Here is a 16169-nt window from a genome sequence, read left to right as displayed (position 1 = left end):
AAGTCCCTTCACTCTCTCTCCGGATACAGAGCCAGCGCCGTATGACTGCCATTCAAGAGACTGTTTCCCGCTATGCGGCGCGATTTGCCAACCCGGAGCCCAGGCCGCACCAGCTTTCGCCACATCTCAAATCCCTGGAGGCGGAAGCCATCCACATCTTGCGCGAAGTCGCGGCCGAATTCGAACGCCCGGTCATGCTCTATTCGATTGGCAAGGATTCGACGGTAATGCTTCATCTCGCGCTGAAGGCGTTTTATCCGTCGAAGCCACCCTTTCCTTTCCTGCACATCGATTCCCTGTGGGAATTTAAACAGATGGCGGAATTCCGCGACGCGTTGACCGCGGCGCTGGGCCTCGACATGATCGTCCACGTCAATGACGAGGGCCGCGCCCGCAATATCAATCCGTTCGAGCACGGATCGGTCCTGCACACCCAAATAATGCGCACCGACGGCTTGCTGCAGGCGCTAAACGCCGGGGGCTATGATGCGGCATTCGGCGGCGGCCGGCGCGACGAGGAAAAGTCGCGCGCCAAGGAGCGGATTTTCTCCTTCCGCAACAACCAGCACGCCTGGGATCCGCGCAATCAGCGGCCCGAACTCTGGCACATCTTCAACAGCCGCATACGCCGCGGTGAATCGATCCGGGTCTTTCCGCTGTCGAACTGGACCGAGGTCGATATCTGGCAATACATCCTCGAAGAGGAGATCCCGATCGTACCGCTGTATCTCGCGCATCGCCGGCCGGTGGTCGAGCGCGACGGTATGCTGATCATGGTGGACGACGACCGCATGCCGCTAAAAGACGGCGAAACGCCGGAGCAATTGAAGATCCGGTTCCGGACGCTCGGTTGTTATCCGCTGACCGGGGGCATCGAGAGCGAGGCCGAGACCGTCGAGGACATCGTGCTGGAAATGCTCACCGCGCGGACATCGGAACGTGCGGGACGGCTGATTGATTTTGATGAGGCCGGCTCGATGGAGCGGAAAAAGCGGGAAGGGTATTTCTGATGCCGGAGGGAGATATCGCCCGCGAACTCCGCGATCGCCTGACCCGCGCCGGCGAGCGCGGCGTGTTGCGCTTTATCACCTGTGGTTCGGTGGATGACGGCAAGTCGACGCTGATCGGCCGCCTGCTGTTTGATTCAAAGCTCTTGTTCGAGGACCAGATCAGGCGCCTCGAACAGGATTCGAAGAAACACGGCACGACCGGCGATGATATGGATTTCGCGCTGTTGTTGGACGGTCTCGAAGCCGAGCGCGAGCAGGGCATCACGATTGATGTTGCCTACCGTTTCTTCAACACCGAAAAGCGCAAATTCATCGTCGCCGACACGCCGGGTCATGAACAATATACCCGCAATATGGCGACCGGCGCGTCGACCGCCGACCTGGCGATCATCCTCGTGGATGCCCGCAAGGGCGTGCTGACCCAGACGCGGCGGCATACCTACATTGCCAACATGATGGGCATTCGGCACGCGGTCCTCGCCGTCAATAAGATGGACCTGGTCGGACACAAACAGGCGATCTACGACCAGATCGTGTCGGACTATATGAAGATCGCCGGCGTGCTGGGCTTTGCCTCCGTCACGCCGATCCCGATCTCGGCGCGCTTTGGTGACAACATTTTCGAACGCTCGGCCGCGCTCGACTGGTATGACGGCCCGACGCTGATGGACCATCTCGAAGCGGTGGAGACGTCCGCCGACGACAATGCCGACAAGCCCTTCCGCTTCCCGGTGCAGTGGGTGAACCGCGCGGGCAGCGATTTCCGCGGCTTCGCCGGCACGGTGGCGGGCGGAAAAGTCGCCCAAGGCGATCCCGTCCGCGTCGCGCATTCCGGCAAGCTGGCCGGGATATCCCGGATCGTGACCGCTGACGGCGATCTCGATAACGCGGGGGCGGGCGACGCTGTGACGCTGGTGCTGGACCGTGAGATCGATATCGCCCGGGGCGACATGCTTGTGGCGCCCAAAGCGCCGCCGGACGTGTCCGACCAGTTTGCCGCCGAAATCCTCTGGATGTCGGACGAGAAGCTGCACCCGGGGCGGTCCTACCTCTTGAAAGCGGGATGCCAGATCACACCGGCTTCGGTGACCCGGCTCAAGCACAAGCTGGATGTGAATACTTATGCCAAGGCGCCTGCGGAAACGCTCGATCTGAACGAGATCGGCGTCTGCCAGCTGTCGACCGCCAAACCGATCGCTTTCGACCGGTATGCCGACCAGCGCGAAACCGGATCCTTCATCCTGATCGACCGCTTCAGCAACCAGACCGTCGCGGGCGGCATGATCCAGTTTTCGCTCCGCCGCGCCGCCAACATTCACGCCTACGCCATGGATGTCGACAAATCCCGGCGCGCCGAGCTGAAGCATCAGAAGCCGGCGATCCTGTGGTTCACGGGCTTGTCCGGAGCCGGCAAATCAACCATCGCCAACCTGGTCGAGCGCAAGCTGGCCAGCAGCGGTCGGCATACCTATTCGCTTGACGGGGACAATGTCCGTCAGGGGCTTAACCGGGATCTCGGTTTCACCGACGCCGATCGTGTCGAGAACATCCGCCGCATAGGCGAGGTCGCGAAGCTGTTCCTTGACGCCGGCCTGATTGTGACCTGCTCCTTCATCTCGCCCTTCCGCTCCGAACGGCGAATGGTTCGCGAACAGGTCGACGCCGGTGAGTTCATCGAAGTGTTCGTCGATGCGCCGCTGAATGTCTGCATCGAACGCGATCCCAAAGGCCTCTACGCCAAGGCCAAGGCCGGCAAGATCAAGAACTTCACGGGCTTTGACAGCCCCTATGAAGAGCCACAAGAGCCGGAACTGCACATCAACACAGCCGATATGACCGCCGATGCGGCGGCTGAAATCGTCATCGATGAGCTCGTGAAGCGCGGGCTGCTCGGCTAGCCGCTAGGCCGGCGGCACCGCCCAGGCGATGAAATCACCATTGCGGTAGCCGGCGGCGGACTTGCCATACAGGAAGGGCGAGCGGTCGGGCTGGGTAACGGCACCGCCCGCGCTGTTGAGCACCGCATGGCCGGCCGCCGTGTCCCATTCCATGGTCGGGCCGAAGCGCGGATAAATGTCCGCTTCGCCTTCGGCAATGCGGCAGAATTTCAACGACGATCCGGCGCTCAATGATTGCGTGACACCGAACTCACCGGCGAAGGCGCGCGTGCGTTCATCCGCATGCGAGCGGCTCATGACCGCAACGGCGCCCTTGGCGGGCGGGGTTTTACGGGTTGCGATTCCGCTCAGCGCGTCGGCGTTGATAGAGCCTCCGGGCTGCAGCGCTCCGGCGCGCGCCACGCGGCCGCCGAGATAGATGCGTTCCAGCGCCGGAGCATACACGCTGCCGGCCACCGGCGCGCCCTTCTCGATCAGGGCAATGTTCAGTGTGAACTCGCCATTCTTGGCGATAAACTCCTTGGTGCCGTCGACGGGATCGACAAGCAGGAAAACATCGTCGACTTCCGGACGCACGCCCGCTTCGAACTGTTCCTCGGCCAAAACCGGAATCCCCGGGCAGGCCGATTGCAGCGCTTTCAGGATGATCGCCTCGGCACGCATGTCCGCCTCGGTCACGGGCGAGCGGTCAGCCTTCTGTTGCGGCGTGAAATCGCTCCGATAGACCTCCATGACCGGCACCGCCGCCACCGAACAGATTCGGGCGAATTCGAGCGCCAGGGCATCCAGGTTATGCGTCAATGAGAACTCCGATGTGTAAAGCCTGTGGTGATCACTTGCCGCATAGGTAAGGGCCAGCGCGCAAAATTGCTAGCTATCTATCTGATAGGCAGGGTATTTTGATGCCTTCAGCCCGTCTGCGTCTGGGCGAGACGGCGCTTCAAAGCCTCAATGAGAGCGTCGCGATCGGAATAGCGGTTTTCCGCTGCCGGACTTTGGCGGCCATCCGCGAGGACCATGTCGGCTTGATCGGCTTTTTCTGCGCCGCCGATAGCGGTGCCCTGCGCCTGATCGACAATATGAACCGCGGCCTGATCCCTTGCGGCCGAGCGGATCGGCGCAGGCAGGTCCGATCCAACCTGCCAGATTGCTGCAGGGCGTTTTTGGGCGAAAATCATCCGCGCCAACTGCCCGGAGACCGCTTCGAGCAGTTTTTCCCGCCAGCGCGCGCCAAACCGGCTGGCCAGGAAAACAGCGCTAAGCACCAGCGACCAGAACACAACGGTCATCGCGACCGGGAAGAAGCGCGAGAAATAGCCGAAAATAACCGCTGCGATCCCCAGCTGGGCGCCGATCATCAGGATCGCCGCCGCCCGCGAGCGAAGCACGATGACGTCATCGCGGGAGGCACCGTTGCGCGCGCGGTGAGTCATTATAATGGGCGTGAGACCGGCGGCTTTCAGCCGCTCGCGCAGGGACAGAATCCATTCATCGGCAGGGTCATGGTCAGAGCTGACAATGTAAACGCGCTTCATAGTGGCTACACCTTGCTATGCCTTGCCGCTTTTCTGCAATCGGTCACGCGCTCACCGCTTCGCGATAGGATTCGATGACCTCGTCCGCCGGTCCGAGCACCTTCATGCGGCCGGAATCGAGCCACAGCACGCGGTCGGCCATCCGGCCGACCAGGTCCAGATCGTGACTGGCAAGGATCAACGCGCCCGACGCGTCGATTAATTCCTGCATGCGCGCTTGGGCCCGCTTCTGGAAGGCCAAATCGCCGGCGCCGATCCACTCGTCGATGATCAGAATATCTGGATCGAAGGCCGTCGCGATAGCGAAATTGAGCCGCATGGCCATGCCGGACGAATAGGTCCGCACCGGCAGATTGATGTAATCGCCCAGCTCGGCGAAGGCCGCGATGTCGCCGACCCGCTCCTTGGCTTCGCGCATGGACAGGCCGGCAATCATGCCGCGCAGCAGAATGTTGCGCTCGCCGGTCGCTTCAATGCGCATGCCATGGGCGATGTCGATCAGCGACGACACCCGGCCTTCGATACGGATGTCGCCGGACGCCGGGGGCAGAAGCCCCGCAATCACTTTTAGCAGGGTGGATTTACCGCAGCCATTGCGGCCGATAATCCCGAGGCGTTCGCCATCCGACATTTGCAGCTGGATACCCGACAGCGCCTGTACCCAACGCTGGGACGATCCACCGGAGGAAAAGTCACCCGCACCGTCAGGGCTTATGCGGCTCGCGGTGTTCTCGTAGACGCGATAGCGCATCGACAGGTCTTGAATATGAACCGAGCTCATCGCGCTAATACCAGACGGCCAGGCGATTGCGGAAAAACGCAAACACCGTAAAGGCGACGGCGCCCAGGGCGGCCGTCAGGCCCAGCGAAACGATCCAGCTAAGCGCAGGGATTTGACCGTCGATCAACGGCGCCCGCACAATGTCGATCAGATAGGTGAACGGGTTCCAGACGAGGAAGGCCGCAATCGGGCCCACCTGTTCAGGCGTCCAAACAAGCGGCGTCAAAAAGAACAGGACGCGCATCGCGGTCTGGGCGATTTGCGCAATGTCGCGATAGCGCAGGCAGATCACGCCCAGCAGCATGTGCACGAACAAACCGTTGACGACGATCAGCACCAGGGCAGGGGGGACGGACAGGGCCGCCCAACCGGGAAGGTGCCCCGTTAACACCAGAACGACGGCCGCCACGACGGCGCTGTAGGCAAAGATGATGATGTCCCGCCAGATGCTCTCGTAGAAATAGGTCGAATACGGCAACTGCACGCCTTTGACCCAGGTCTCGGAATTGATCAGCGACGTGCACCCATCGACCACGAAGGAGTTGAGCAGCTGCCAGACGAGGAAACCGACGGTCACATAGGCGGCGAACCAGGCCAGCGGCGCTGGATTGAGCGCACCGAATATGAAGATCTTGGCCGTGATGAAGACCAGATAGGAAAAGGTCAGCCAGGCGAGACCGAAAACCGTGCGCCGGTAGCGTTGCCGCAGATCATCCTGCGCCAGTGATGTCCACAGCTCGAATTTCAGAGCGCCCTGGGCGATGTCCCGGCCGGCTTCGCGGAAACGTTTGGACCAATCGCGGTGTTGCTCGGTATCGGAAGGGCGCGCCGCGACGGTCATTTTGTATCCCCCAATGCTGCCGCGGCGTGGGATAGGCGCAACGTAGCGCTGGCGCGGAACCGGCTGTTAAGCGCTGTTCTCATCCAGCACTCGCCGCACCGTCTCTAAAGAAGCGCTGCCTTCGTCCTCATGGCTCAATGCAAACTGCAGGAAAGCGCGCAGATAACCTTGCTTGCTGCCGCAATCGTAGCTCTTGCCCTCATATTCAAGCGCGAAGAAGTCCTGCTCCTGCATCAGCTTCGCCATGGCATCGGTGAGCTGGATCTCGCCACCGGCGCCTTTGCCCTGTTTTTCGAGGATCTCGAATATTTCCGGCTGAAGAATGTACCGCCCGGTGATCGAGAGATTGGACGGAGCCGCGTCGCGCGCCGGTTTCTCGACCATGCCCGACATCCGCACGGTCCGGTTTTCGCGGCTTTCCGGCGTCACAATGCCGTACTGGTCAACCTTGTCCCACGGCACGGCTTCCACAGCGATGATATTGCCGCCTTTTTCGGCGTGTATCGCCGTCATCTGCGCCAGACAGCTCGGCGAGGCTTTGACGATCACATCCGGTAGCAGGATGGCAAAGGGCTCATTGCCGATGACATCACGCGCGCACCAGACCGCATGACCCAGGCCGAGCGGGGCCTGTTGCCGGACAAAGCTCATCGAACCGGCCGGCGGGCGCTCGGCTTCGAGCTCTTTCAGAATGTTGGCTTTGTTCTTCTGGTGCAGCGAGGCTTCGAGCTCATAGGCCCGGTCGAAATGGTCCTCAATCGCGCCCTTGTTGCGTCCGGTTACGAATACAAAATGTTCGATGCCGGCTTCCAGCGCCTCATTGACCACATACTGGATGGCCGGACGGTCGAAGACCGGGAGCATTTCCTTCGGAACCGACTTCGTGGCCGGCAATACGCGGGTGCCGAGGCCGGCGACAGGCAGAACGGCTTTCCGGATTCGGGTCATCAACCTTGTCCACTCGCAAACAACGCAGAAGTCTTGCCGGGCTTCTATTGCCCGCTCGCCCCAATCTAATCAAGCGGTGCGGCTGAATTGCGCTACACGCCAGCCTCGCGCTTTCCGTCCGGTTCGTCTATCTGGGGCGGACCGAAGGGATACGATCTGTATTCATAAGTGATTTTCACCGCGCCACCGGATTTCTTATGCAGCCGGCAGACGCGAGAAGATGCGTCAGCCGCATCGACAGGAGTTGGCCATGATGCCGTTTATCGACCTTGCGACCCAGCGGGCGCGGTTGCAGGACAAGCTGGACGCGACGATCAGCAAAATCATCGCCGAGGGACGCTATGTGCTGGGTCCGGAAGTGGCAGAGCTCGAAGAGCGGCTCGCCAGCTTCGGCCAGGCCGATCACGCGCTGACCTGTGCCAATGGCACCGACGCGCTGGCCCTGCCGCTGATGGCCTGGAAGCTGCGCAGGAATGACGCGGTATTCGTTCCCAGCTTCACATTTGCTTCGACCGCCGAAGTCGTTCCGCTGCATGGCGGCACGCCGGTTTTCGTCGATATCGACCCGGACACTTACTGCATGTGTCCCAAGAGCCTGGCGGCGGCGATCGATTGGGTGAAATCCCAGTCCGATTTGACGCCGCGCGTGGTAATCGCGGTCGATCTGTTTGGTCAGCCCGCCGATTATCCGGCGATCAGCGAGATTTGCCGGGCGGAAGGCCTGAAACTGATCGCCGACAGCGCGCAGGGCTTCGGCTGCACGCTGAACGGCAAACACCCGGCCGCCTGGGCGGATATCACCACGATCAGCTTTTATCCGGCCAAGCCGCTAGGATGTTACGGCGATGGCGGCGCCATCGTCACACGCGATGCCGAACTGGCCGCGCTGATCCGGTCGCTCCGCAATCATGGCGAGGGCGAAGCCCGCTACGCCTATGAGCGCATTGGTCTGAATTCACGGCTCGACACGTTGCAGGCCGGCATCCTGTTGGCAAAGCTCGACATATTCGAGGACGAGATCATCGGCCGGAACAAGGCGGCGGACGCTTATGCGGCCGGCTTTGGCAATGTTGTAAAAACGCCGACGGTGATCGACGGCGGCGTCTCCACCTGGGCGCAATATACCATCGAGGTGGACGACCGGGACGGCTTCCGCGCCAAGCTCGGCGAGGCCGGCGTACCGACGGCGATATACTATCCGATCCCGATCCACTTGCAGACACCCTATGCCGATTTCCCGGTCGCACCGGGCGGATTGCCGGTGACGGAATACGCGGCCGGCCGCGTGGTGTCGCTGCCGATGGACGGCTATCTTGGCGGCGAACGCCAAGAGACCGTTATCCGGGCAGTGCGCCGCGCTGTCGCGTAGAAAGGCCGGCTGGCGGTCTAGGCCGCCTGATGTTCCAAAAAGGACCGGTAAGTGCGTTCCAGTCCCTCGCGCAGTGTGATGTCCGGTGCCCAGCCGAGCGCCCGTATCTTGTCCGCGCTCATCAGCTTGCGCGGGGTTCCGTCGGGCTTTGACGTGTCGTGCGTTAGCTCACCGTCAAACCCGACGACCTCCATGATCAGCCGCGCCAGATCCTCGATCGGCAAATCTTCGCCGGACCCGACATTGATGTGTTCGGGTTCGCTGTAGACTTTCATCAGATGAACCAGCGCGTCGGCGCAGTCATCGACATGCAGGAATTCGCGGCGCGGCGCACCGCTGCCCCAGATCTCCATCGATGACGCGCCTGCCACCTTCGCCTCATGCGCCTTGCGGATCAGCGCCGGGATGACATGCGAGCTTTTCAGATCGTAATTGTCGCCTGGACCGTAGAGATTGGTCGGCATGGCGGAGATGAAATCGTCGCCGTGCTGTCGCCGATAGGCTTGGCAGAGCTTGATGCCCGCAATTTTTGCAATGGCATACCACTCATTGGTCGGTTCCAGCGGACCGGTCAGCAAGGCATCCTCGCCAATGGGCTGATCCGCAAGCTTCGGATAGATGCAGGACGAGCCAAGGAAGAGCAGCTTCTCCACGTCTGCCGCATGGCAGGCGTGAATGATGTTTGCGGCGATCATCAAGTTTTCGTACAGAAAATCAGCGGGGAGGCTGGCGTTTGCGAGAATGCCCCCGACTTTCGCGGCCGGTATGAAGACCGCATCCGGCTTGGCCCGCCTGATCCATCGTGTCGTGGCTCGCTGATCGGTCAGATCAGCGTCCTGGCGCGTCGCGGTCAGGATATCGGCCGGGTTCTCACGCGCCAGGCGCCGCACCAGCGCCGATCCCACCATGCCGCGATGGCCCGCAACCCAGATGCGCTTGCCCTCAAGCGGATAGAGGATGTCAGCCATGCCGGTTCCTGCGGTCGGCCTCGCTGGCGACCTCCTTGAGATCCTCCCGGACCATCTCGCTGACCAGATCCTCGAAACGCGTCGTGTGCTGCCAGCCGAGCTGTTCGCGGGCTTTCGCCGGGTCGCCGATCAGCAGATCGACCTCGGTGGGCCGGAAATAGCGCTTGTCGATCCGGACCAGAACGTCGCCGCTCTTGGCATCCTTGCCGATCTCGTCAACACCTTTACCCTGCCATTCGACCGTGCGGCCGACCTCGGCGAAGGCCCGTTCCACGAACTCCCGCACGCTGTGAGTTTCACCGGTCGCGAGCACGAAATCGTCGGCGGTCTCATGCTGGACGATGCGCCACATGCCCTCGACATAATCGCGCGCATGGCCCCAGTCGCGGCGGGCATCCAGATTGCCGAGCCACAGCGTGGTCTGCAGGCCCAGCTCGATCCCCGCAACGGCCCGCGTGATCTTGCGCGTAACGAATGTCTCCCCGCGCATCGGGCTTTCATGATTGAACAGAATGCCGTTCGAGGCATGCATGCCATAGGCTTCCCGGTAATTCACCGTGATCCAGTAGGCATAGAGTTTGGCTGCGGCGTACGGGCTGCGCGGATAGAAGGGCGTGGTCTCGCTCTGTGGCGTCTCCTGCACCAGACCATACAGCTCGGACGTCGACGCCTGATAGAAGCGGCAGCTCTCTTCCATACCGAGAATGCGCATGGCCTCCAATAGGCGCAGCGCGCCAACGGCATCGGCATTGGCCGTGTACTCCGGCGTTTCGAAACTCACCTGTACGTGCGATTGCGCCGCCAGATTATAGATCTCGTCGGGCTGCGTTTCCTGCACCAGCCGGATCAGATTGGTGGAATCCGTCATGTCGCCATAGTGCAGATGAAAGCGCGTTTCGCCCTCGTGCGGATCGACATAGAGCGGGTCGATGCGCTGCGTATTGAAGGAGGATGCGCGGCGTTTCACCCCATGAACCCGATAGCCCTTGTTTAACAACAGGGCGGCCAGATAGGCGCCATCTTGGCCGGTCACGCCGGTGATCAATGCGGTTTTCATGGCAGGGCTTATTCCTGTCTTGATGCGGGGCAGCTGAATAACCGGTTTGGCTCAGGATTGCCAGAGCAGCGTCCTCGTCCGCGAATAAGATAAAGCCTTGAATTGATACACATCGCCAACGACGAATGCGTTGCCGATTGGTCAATTGAACCGGCTCATGAACTGCGTGCAGAAAGCAAGATCATCCGGGTCGGCATCCAGCTGTGTGTCAGGCGGTGCCGGTGGCTTGAACACAATGCCTTCGAACAACTGGTTCTTGTCGGACGGCGGATCGAGTTCCAGGAATTCCAGTAGCGCTGCTGCCTGCGATTCCGGATCGAGCATGAAGCGATCATGGCTGAAAAACAGGATACGCCCCGGGAATTCGCTTTGCAGGGCGTCAAGCCGGCGATGAACCGCCACCCAGTAGGCGAACGCATCTTCCGGTCTTTGCACGGATACACGGTCGAGAAAAACCGGTCCCCAGATCTGAAGCTGGTTCTGGTTCTGGCTCTGGGCCATGTAGTGCGGATCGCGCACCACGTGGACGTATTTCAGACCCGGCGATAGGCGGAACAAGCGGTCAATCACGACGTGCGTGTTGGGCTCTTTCCATCCCCAGCGGCAATCCGGAGGCGGGCTCTCGGCACCGCGGATGAAACTGTCGACCCGGGCGCGCAGCCATTCTGCCGAATGCATATACCGGTCGTCGCGGGCGAGCCTCTCCAGCGCCTGCGCATCCATTGTCCGCGGGGAATGTTGACCTTCCATGCGAGCGGCGAACAGACTGAAAAGATGGGCCAGCCTGGCGTCACTTTCCGCCAGCACTGAGGGCCGTTTGAACAGCAGCGTGAACCAGAGATTATCCAGCGCGGAATTCAGATCCCCGCCCAGCCAGCAGCCGCAATTCCGGACCAGCATGGCCGTTGCGCGGGTTCCGCTCCCACCCAACCCGCCGATGGCGAAGGGTGGATAGGATGGCTCAATCAATTCGTCAGCCATTGACGGGAACCGGATTCGGTTGATTAAACGCCGCCACGACTTTGCAGGTCATTGCAGCGTTTCCAAATAGGTGTCGAGATCGTCATAGCGCGGCGTCCACGCGATGCGGCGATGGCGGCTCGTCCGGCGGTAATCGTCGAGTATCAACGTTAACACCACCTCCTCGAGCCGAATGTCGATCATGTTATTTCCATAAGCGCCGCCGGCCGGCTCAACCGGGCTTAGCGCGCGCCTTTCCCACTCGACCAGCCAGCCATTGATGGTCAGCTCGCCGCTCTCTTCACGCGGTTCGTCGCGCGGATCGGGTCCGGCCAGCATGGCAAGCGCGGTGGATTCGATGAAAGGCGTTTGCGTGGCGCGGTCCAGCCGATCGCTGGCTTCGTGCAGCGCTGTCAGCATGTCGTAGATGGGGATCAGCGCCAGCGCGAGAAGCGCTGTGGCGGCAAGCGCCTCGATAACGCTGAAGCCGGCACGGCCGTTCATGACGCGCAACCCTGGGAGTGGCCGGCATGCGGCCCGCAGACATCCCGTATGCGGCGTTTAGTCCTGATTCCGGCCATTTGGTTGCACCGAAAGCGGTTCACCCTGGTCGCGGAACGGCAATGATGTGCGCAGCGGCGTAGCGAATGCGCGATCGATCTCCTCACTGTAGAAATCGACCATGAACTGCCGGTCCGTCCGGGTACTCAGAATATAGGGCGTCACCAGGATCAACAGCACCGTGCGATCCGACGTGGCCGACTGGGTGCTGAAAAGCGTTCCCAGCAGCGGAACGCTTTGCAGTCCTGGCACGCCCGTCGTCCCGTTGTTGATACGGTTTTCCATCAGGCCGCCCAGCACCGCCGTCTGGCCATCCTGCAGCGTCAATTCTGAGGTCAGCATGCGGCTGGAAATGATGGGGCTGGCGATATCCTGGTTGGGGTTAGCCTGTGCCGAGCTGACTTCCTGCTCGATGATCAGATCAATGCGGTTATTGCTGTAGACCCGCGGTTCAACAGAGAGAATGACGCCGGTCGACCGGTATTGCACGGTCTGAAGGATATCGGTGGAGCCGGTTTGCTGGGTGTTGGCCGCCCGCTGGCTTGTAATGATCGGCACATCGGTGCCGACCTGAACAGACGCTTGTGTGCCTGATCGAACGGACACCCGCGGTGTCGACAGGACTTGCACGTGAGAATTCGACGCAAAGGCCGCTCCAGACCAATCCATATCGCCTGACCGCAGGACTGCGCTCAGTCCGCCAGACTGGAGGCCAAGACCGCCTTGCGTGCGAAGCTCCAGATCGCCGCCAAAGGTGTTGAGCAGGAACTCGACACCGAACCGTTCCTCGTCGCCGAGCGTGACTTCCGCGATGGTCACCTCGATCAGAACCTCCGGCGCCGCTGTGTCCAGCCGGCGCATCAGCGCCTCTAGGGGTGCGAACTCAGCCTCGGTGCCGTTGAAAATGATGCGGTTGCCGACTTCATCGACTGTCAGCTGACCGGGCGGGGGCGCCGGAGCGCCGTCCTGATTACTCGCTCTCTGCTCGCCCAACACCCCACGAACAATGTCCGCCAGGTCCTGTGCGTCACGCGCTTGAACCTGATAGACATGCGGAATTCGGGCCTCGCTGGACTGTGCGGCATCGTCAAGGCGGCGTGCGGTATCGACCACATGGCGCATGGAAGCAGCGCTGTCTGCAAAAATGAGAATCTGGTTGGTATGCGGGATGGGAAGCAGCGTGATCGGCCTCGGCGAACCAGCTCCTAGTGCTATCAAATAGCCTTCGACGCTCAAAATATCCCGAAGCGTGCTGGCAAGTGATTGCGCTTCCCAATTTCGTGGCGAGAGCGTAACCGCCTCGACCCCCGAGAATCGCAAATCGTCCATCTGGTGGATGATGGCCAAGGCGGCATCGACATCATCGGAAAGACCGCTGATCGTCAATGCGCCAATGTCGCGCCTTGCCTGAATGCCGAGTTCATTGCGGTCCGGAAAGCTGACGCGAAGGATCGCTTCCATCTCGGCAGCATCCATAGCTTCGAGCTGGACGAATTGCGCGACGGGTCGCAGGGAGGCCGGGGCGCTTGACCGTGCCCTCGATCGAACAAACTGGGGTGTTTGCGCCAGCAGTTCAGCGCGCTCGACAACTTGGATCAGGCCATCTGTATACGTCACCGCCAGCCCGTATTCGCTAATCGCTGCCTCGAACAGTTGAAAGAACGTCTCCGGATCCATGTCGCGAACGCTGCGCAGCGTGACAACTTCCGTCCGTTCGGAAACACCTGGACCCAGCGCATAGGGCAATTCGAGCACATCGCCTAGCACGGTGTTGACAAATGACCCTACGGACTGGGCCGGGATCGTTACATTGATGTCCGAACCTCCGAGCCGCGGCCGCTCGGCATCGTCGCTTTCGGCAAAACGGACAGGCGTCGCCAAGCGGGGCACCCGGTAGGTTTCGACATTGGCAATGCTGTCCTGCGGCGCTGAAATATACATTGGGTCAGATGTATCCGCGGTGACATCCTCGCCGGTTGTTGTCGGCCGTTCTATGTCGCTTAAGCGCGCATGATACAGGCTGCCATCATCAAGGGTCGAGCATCCGGCGAGGCCCGCAGCCAAGACCAGCACACTGACAGCGTGGCGTTTCATGTCCATGCCTCAACCTTCCCCTTGCGGGTCGAACACATCAATCGGGAAAACCTCATCCCCGCGTCGCAAGACAACCTGTGTCGCGCCAATTTCCTCGATGCGCCAGCCGTCATAAAGCTCGTCGCCCACGATGAGGCGCGCGCGTTCGGTGATAACGCCTCCGGCGTGAATTCGCCAGACCCCATCCTCACGCACCAAAGCGACGATGGGCGGCGCAATCGCGACGGCAGCTTCGCCTCCAGGTAATGTGGTCAAATGCGAGGCGACCGAGGTGGGGTCGCTTGCAAGGGTGTCCTCAAGCGGAATGGCAGCGGGAAACAGGCCTGTCGCCCGCAACCGGGCGCTCAACGCACTGATATCATCGGGATTCACGGGTTCGGGACCGCCAACATCTCCCGTCGCGGTCAGCCTCGAAGTGGGCGCCGAATGTGTCGACAGGGCGAGGCCCGCCACACCTGCCAAGACCGCGGCGCCACCGGCAGCCCATAGCCTGGCGACACCGAGCGGCATCATGATTCGTTCACCATCAGAGCAGGTGCAATGAAATTCACGGTGAAGCGTTGGGATCGCGAATCCCAATCGAGACGAACAGCGCGAAGCTCCCCTGTCGCGCCGGCCGCTGCTTCGATGAAGGGGGCAAAAGCGCCACCGGAATCGCGGGCAGTGACTTCAGCTTCGAATAGCCGCGTTTCGGACCCTGTCTCGTTTAATCCAAGCGCGCCGGCCTCAACGACCCTCACGCGCGGATTTTGCAAGCCCGCAGACCGGGCCGCGGCCTCCAGCGCGCCCTGAATTCTCGCGGCGGCAATGCCCTCGGTCGGCGCCCGCCAGAACCGGGCTTCTGCGCCCTCGGTTAGCAATGCTGCCTGTTCCGCGAGCTGTTGCCAATCGCGCTGCTCCAATGCGGCCTGCCGGGCGTTGAGTTGGCGCTGCGTATTGTCGAGAGAGAGGCGTAGCTGCGCATTGGCGTCCGACAAGCCCATCAGCGCGTAGATGGCCGCGAGGCTCACCAATACGACGAGACCATATTGTGCCCGCACGCTTAAAGCGCCGAACGCATTCTGCAGAGTGGAAAGAGAGGCTGGCGCGTCACGAGTCATGGTGCACCCCCGGCGACGGTTGCCTCTGTAATGGGAAAGACGAGGTCGGCTTGCGCTTCCCAGGCCGAGCTGTTCACGGTCCGGTTCAGCCGGACATTGGCCAGGCTTGGCTGCGCTTCAAGCGCCTGCGCAAGGCGAGCCGGATCAAGCTCGCTCTGTGATTCGATCACCGCGCTGACCTCATCAGGATTCACTTGCAGCCGGCTGATTCTGGATTCAAGCTCAGCGGTCACCTCCGCCAGTTCCGCAGCCGGCAGCAGCGGATTGATCTGCTCGAGCGCCTCGCGGTAGACGGCCAATCGCGCGGCTTGGGACCGGTAACGATCCAGTGCGCTGAAATCGCCCGCGCTATTCTCCGCAAATGCCGCAAGCTCCCGCTGCGCCGCCGACTGCTCGATCGACAGGCGGACATAGGCACCGGCCGAAAACAGCAGCGGCGTTCCGACCAGCAGCAAAGCAAGCGCGGCAGCGTGAATAGGCCGGAAACGCGCACCGATGGATTGGATTCGCTCCTGCAGGGCCTGGGTCCCGCTGGCCGTATCGACAGCATCGACATCGGTTTCCGCGTGGGCCGCGCGGCGAAAACGCGTGATCTCGTCAGCGGCGGGCTGACGGCTCCAGAACCGGCTCATGGTCAATTCGCCGCTCTGCCAGATCTGGCCTTCATACCCGTCCCGCCGGTCAATCAGCCCGAAACCGTCATCGACATCGCGCGTGCCCGAAATAAACCTGTCTTCGCCCAAAACCGGCTCGGGCATGAACCAGGCGTGTTCGTCGGCGCCGAGACGGGCCAGCCGGCCTTTGTCCCACGACCACACCGCAGCGTGCCGCGCCTGCCAGATAATGTGCGTGCCGGGATCGTCGAAGGGCGCGCGCGTTCGCGCCATTAACTGCATCGCTGCACGCATGCGGGTATCCACCGGACCGGGCGGCCGCTCGATCCGCTCGAAATGCAACAGCGACCGGGAAATCACGATCATCTCGCCGAACAGCAGAGCGCGAACGAAACTCCCTTGAGAGCGCCGCTCCAGTCCTGACGGCGTGATC

At 61.5% G+C, this 16169-nt stretch carries 16 protein-coding genes; 3 read left to right on the top strand and 13 right to left on the bottom strand.

The genetic code is table 11. The annotated features are described in order from the left end of the window. The first annotated feature begins 41 nt into the window (after nt 1-41). Nucleotides 42-1010: a sulfate adenylyltransferase subunit CysD gene (cysD, locus tag ACO08C_RS05620; RefSeq protein WP_421788238.1), complete on the top strand. Its 969-nt coding sequence runs from the start codon at nt 42-44 to the stop codon at nt 1008-1010. Beyond that, nucleotides 1010-2908, top strand: coding sequence for a sulfate adenylyltransferase subunit CysN (gene cysN / locus ACO08C_RS05615; protein ID WP_421788236.1), 1899 nt, complete (start codon nt 1010-1012; stop codon nt 2906-2908). Before cysD ends, cysN begins: the two co-directional genes overlap by 1 nt. Before the next feature lie 3 nt (nt 2909-2911). Here cysN and cysQ read toward each other — a convergent pair whose 3' ends face one another. From cysQ to galU, 5 genes are all read right to left on the bottom strand, one after another. Beyond that, nucleotides 2912-3709 carry a 3'(2'),5'-bisphosphate nucleotidase CysQ gene (gene cysQ / locus ACO08C_RS05610; protein ID WP_421788234.1) on the bottom strand — a complete coding sequence of 266 codons (798 nt, stop codon included), beginning with the start codon at nt 3707-3709 and terminating at the stop codon, nt 2912-2914. A gap of 107 nt (nt 3710-3816) precedes the next feature. Continuing rightward, nucleotides 3817-4443, bottom strand: coding sequence for a hypothetical protein (locus tag ACO08C_RS05605; RefSeq protein ID WP_421788232.1), 627 nt, complete (start codon nt 4441-4443; stop codon nt 3817-3819). Nucleotides 4444-4486: 43 nt separating this feature from the next. After that, nucleotides 4487-5224, bottom strand: coding sequence for an ABC transporter ATP-binding protein (locus ACO08C_RS05600; protein ID WP_421788230.1), 738 nt, complete (start codon nt 5222-5224; stop codon nt 4487-4489). 4 nt (nt 5225-5228) lie between these two features. Continuing rightward, complete coding sequence (locus ACO08C_RS05595; protein WP_421788228.1) at nt 5229-6065, bottom strand: ABC transporter permease; 837 nt, start codon at nt 6063-6065, stop codon at nt 5229-5231. A 66-nt stretch (nt 6066-6131) separates the two neighbouring features. Further along, complete coding sequence (gene galU, locus ACO08C_RS05590) at nt 6132-7013, bottom strand: UTP--glucose-1-phosphate uridylyltransferase GalU (protein WP_421788226.1); 882 nt, start codon at nt 7011-7013, stop codon at nt 6132-6134. Between the two features lie 250 nt (nt 7014-7263). Between galU and ACO08C_RS05585 the strand changes: the two genes are divergently transcribed. After that, nucleotides 7264-8382 carry a DegT/DnrJ/EryC1/StrS family aminotransferase gene (locus tag ACO08C_RS05585; RefSeq protein WP_421788224.1) on the top strand — a complete coding sequence of 373 codons (1119 nt, stop codon included), beginning with the start codon at nt 7264-7266 and terminating at the stop codon, nt 8380-8382. Between the two features lie 17 nt (nt 8383-8399). Here ACO08C_RS05585 and fcl read toward each other — a convergent pair whose 3' ends face one another. The 8 genes from fcl to ACO08C_RS05545 form a co-directional block, all read right to left on the bottom strand. Then, nucleotides 8400-9350, bottom strand: coding sequence for a GDP-L-fucose synthase (gene fcl, locus ACO08C_RS05580; RefSeq protein ID WP_421788222.1), 951 nt, complete (start codon nt 9348-9350; stop codon nt 8400-8402). After that, nucleotides 9343-10407, bottom strand: a complete 1065-nt coding sequence (gene gmd / locus ACO08C_RS05575; protein ID WP_421788220.1) for a GDP-mannose 4,6-dehydratase — start codon at nt 10405-10407, stop codon at nt 9343-9345. The genes fcl and gmd overlap by 8 nt, the downstream gene beginning before the upstream one ends. A 141-nt stretch (nt 10408-10548) precedes the next feature. Then, nucleotides 10549-11388, bottom strand: a complete 840-nt coding sequence (locus ACO08C_RS05570) for a sulfotransferase family protein (RefSeq protein WP_421788218.1) — start codon at nt 11386-11388, stop codon at nt 10549-10551. Nucleotides 11389-11436: 48 nt separating this feature from the next. Beyond that, entirely contained in the window at nt 11437-11871 is a 435-nt protein-coding gene (locus ACO08C_RS05565) for a hypothetical protein (RefSeq protein ID WP_421788216.1), read from the bottom strand. A 57-nt stretch (nt 11872-11928) separates the two neighbouring features. Continuing rightward, nucleotides 11929-14022 carry a type II secretion system protein GspD gene (locus tag ACO08C_RS05560; RefSeq protein ID WP_421788214.1) on the bottom strand — a complete coding sequence of 698 codons (2094 nt, stop codon included), beginning with the start codon at nt 14020-14022 and terminating at the stop codon, nt 11929-11931. A gap of 9 nt (nt 14023-14031) precedes the next feature. Then, nucleotides 14032-14535, bottom strand: a complete 504-nt coding sequence (locus ACO08C_RS05555) for a SctD/MshK family protein (protein ID WP_421788212.1) — start codon at nt 14533-14535, stop codon at nt 14032-14034. Continuing rightward, entirely contained in the window at nt 14532-15122 is a 591-nt protein-coding gene (locus ACO08C_RS05550) for a hypothetical protein (protein WP_421788211.1), read from the bottom strand. Before ACO08C_RS05550 ends, ACO08C_RS05555 begins: the two co-directional genes overlap by 4 nt. Next, nucleotides 15119-16102, bottom strand: coding sequence for a hypothetical protein (locus ACO08C_RS05545; RefSeq protein ID WP_421788210.1), 984 nt, complete (start codon nt 16100-16102; stop codon nt 15119-15121). The genes ACO08C_RS05550 and ACO08C_RS05545 overlap by 4 nt, the downstream gene beginning before the upstream one ends. Between the last annotated feature and the right edge of the window lie 67 nt (nt 16103-16169).

It is taken from the genome of Hyphobacterium sp. (assembly GCF_965229905.1).
Classification (GTDB): Bacteria; Pseudomonadota; Alphaproteobacteria; order Caulobacterales; family Maricaulaceae; genus Hyphobacterium.
This window is presented reverse-complemented; position numbering and strand designations above follow the sequence as displayed.

What these genes read in the sequence shown, in the direction of transcription:
- ACO08C_RS05565 (WP_421788216.1), bottom strand. Translation starts at nt 11,871, where the DNA reads ATGAACGGCCGTGCCGGCTTCAGCGTTATCGAGGCGCTTGCCGCCACA.
- fcl (WP_421788222.1), bottom strand. Translation starts at nt 9,350, where the DNA reads ATGGCTGACATCCTCTATCCGCTTGAGGGCAAGCGCATCTGGGTTGCG.
- ACO08C_RS05570 (WP_421788218.1), bottom strand. Translation starts at nt 11,388, where the DNA reads ATGGCTGACGAATTGATTGAGCCATCCTATCCACCCTTCGCCATCGGC.
- ACO08C_RS05600 (WP_421788230.1), bottom strand. Translation starts at nt 5,224, where the DNA reads ATGAGCTCGGTTCATATTCAAGACCTGTCGATGCGCTATCGCGTCTAC.
- cysN (WP_421788236.1), top strand. Translation starts at nt 1,010, where the DNA reads ATGCCGGAGGGAGATATCGCCCGCGAACTCCGCGATCGCCTGACCCGC.
- galU (WP_421788226.1), bottom strand. Translation starts at nt 7,013, where the DNA reads ATGACCCGAATCCGGAAAGCCGTTCTGCCTGTCGCCGGCCTCGGCACC.
- ACO08C_RS05560 (WP_421788214.1), bottom strand. Translation starts at nt 14,022, where the DNA reads ATGAAACGCCACGCTGTCAGTGTGCTGGTCTTGGCTGCGGGCCTCGCC.
- gmd (WP_421788220.1), bottom strand. Translation starts at nt 10,407, where the DNA reads ATGAAAACCGCATTGATCACCGGCGTGACCGGCCAAGATGGCGCCTAT.
- ACO08C_RS05595 (WP_421788228.1), bottom strand. Translation starts at nt 6,065, where the DNA reads ATGACCGTCGCGGCGCGCCCTTCCGATACCGAGCAACACCGCGATTGG.
- ACO08C_RS05550 (WP_421788211.1), bottom strand. Translation starts at nt 15,122, where the DNA reads ATGACTCGTGACGCGCCAGCCTCTCTTTCCACTCTGCAGAATGCGTTC.
- ACO08C_RS05555 (WP_421788212.1), bottom strand. Translation starts at nt 14,535, where the DNA reads ATGATGCCGCTCGGTGTCGCCAGGCTATGGGCTGCCGGTGGCGCCGCG.
- cysD (WP_421788238.1), top strand. Translation starts at nt 42, where the DNA reads ATGACTGCCATTCAAGAGACTGTTTCCCGCTATGCGGCGCGATTTGCC.
- ACO08C_RS05605 (WP_421788232.1), bottom strand. Translation starts at nt 4,443, where the DNA reads ATGAAGCGCGTTTACATTGTCAGCTCTGACCATGACCCTGCCGATGAA.
- ACO08C_RS05545 (WP_421788210.1), bottom strand. Translation starts at nt 16,102, where the DNA reads ATGATCGTGATTTCCCGGTCGCTGTTGCATTTCGAGCGGATCGAGCGG.
- ACO08C_RS05585 (WP_421788224.1), top strand. Translation starts at nt 7,264, where the DNA reads ATGATGCCGTTTATCGACCTTGCGACCCAGCGGGCGCGGTTGCAGGAC.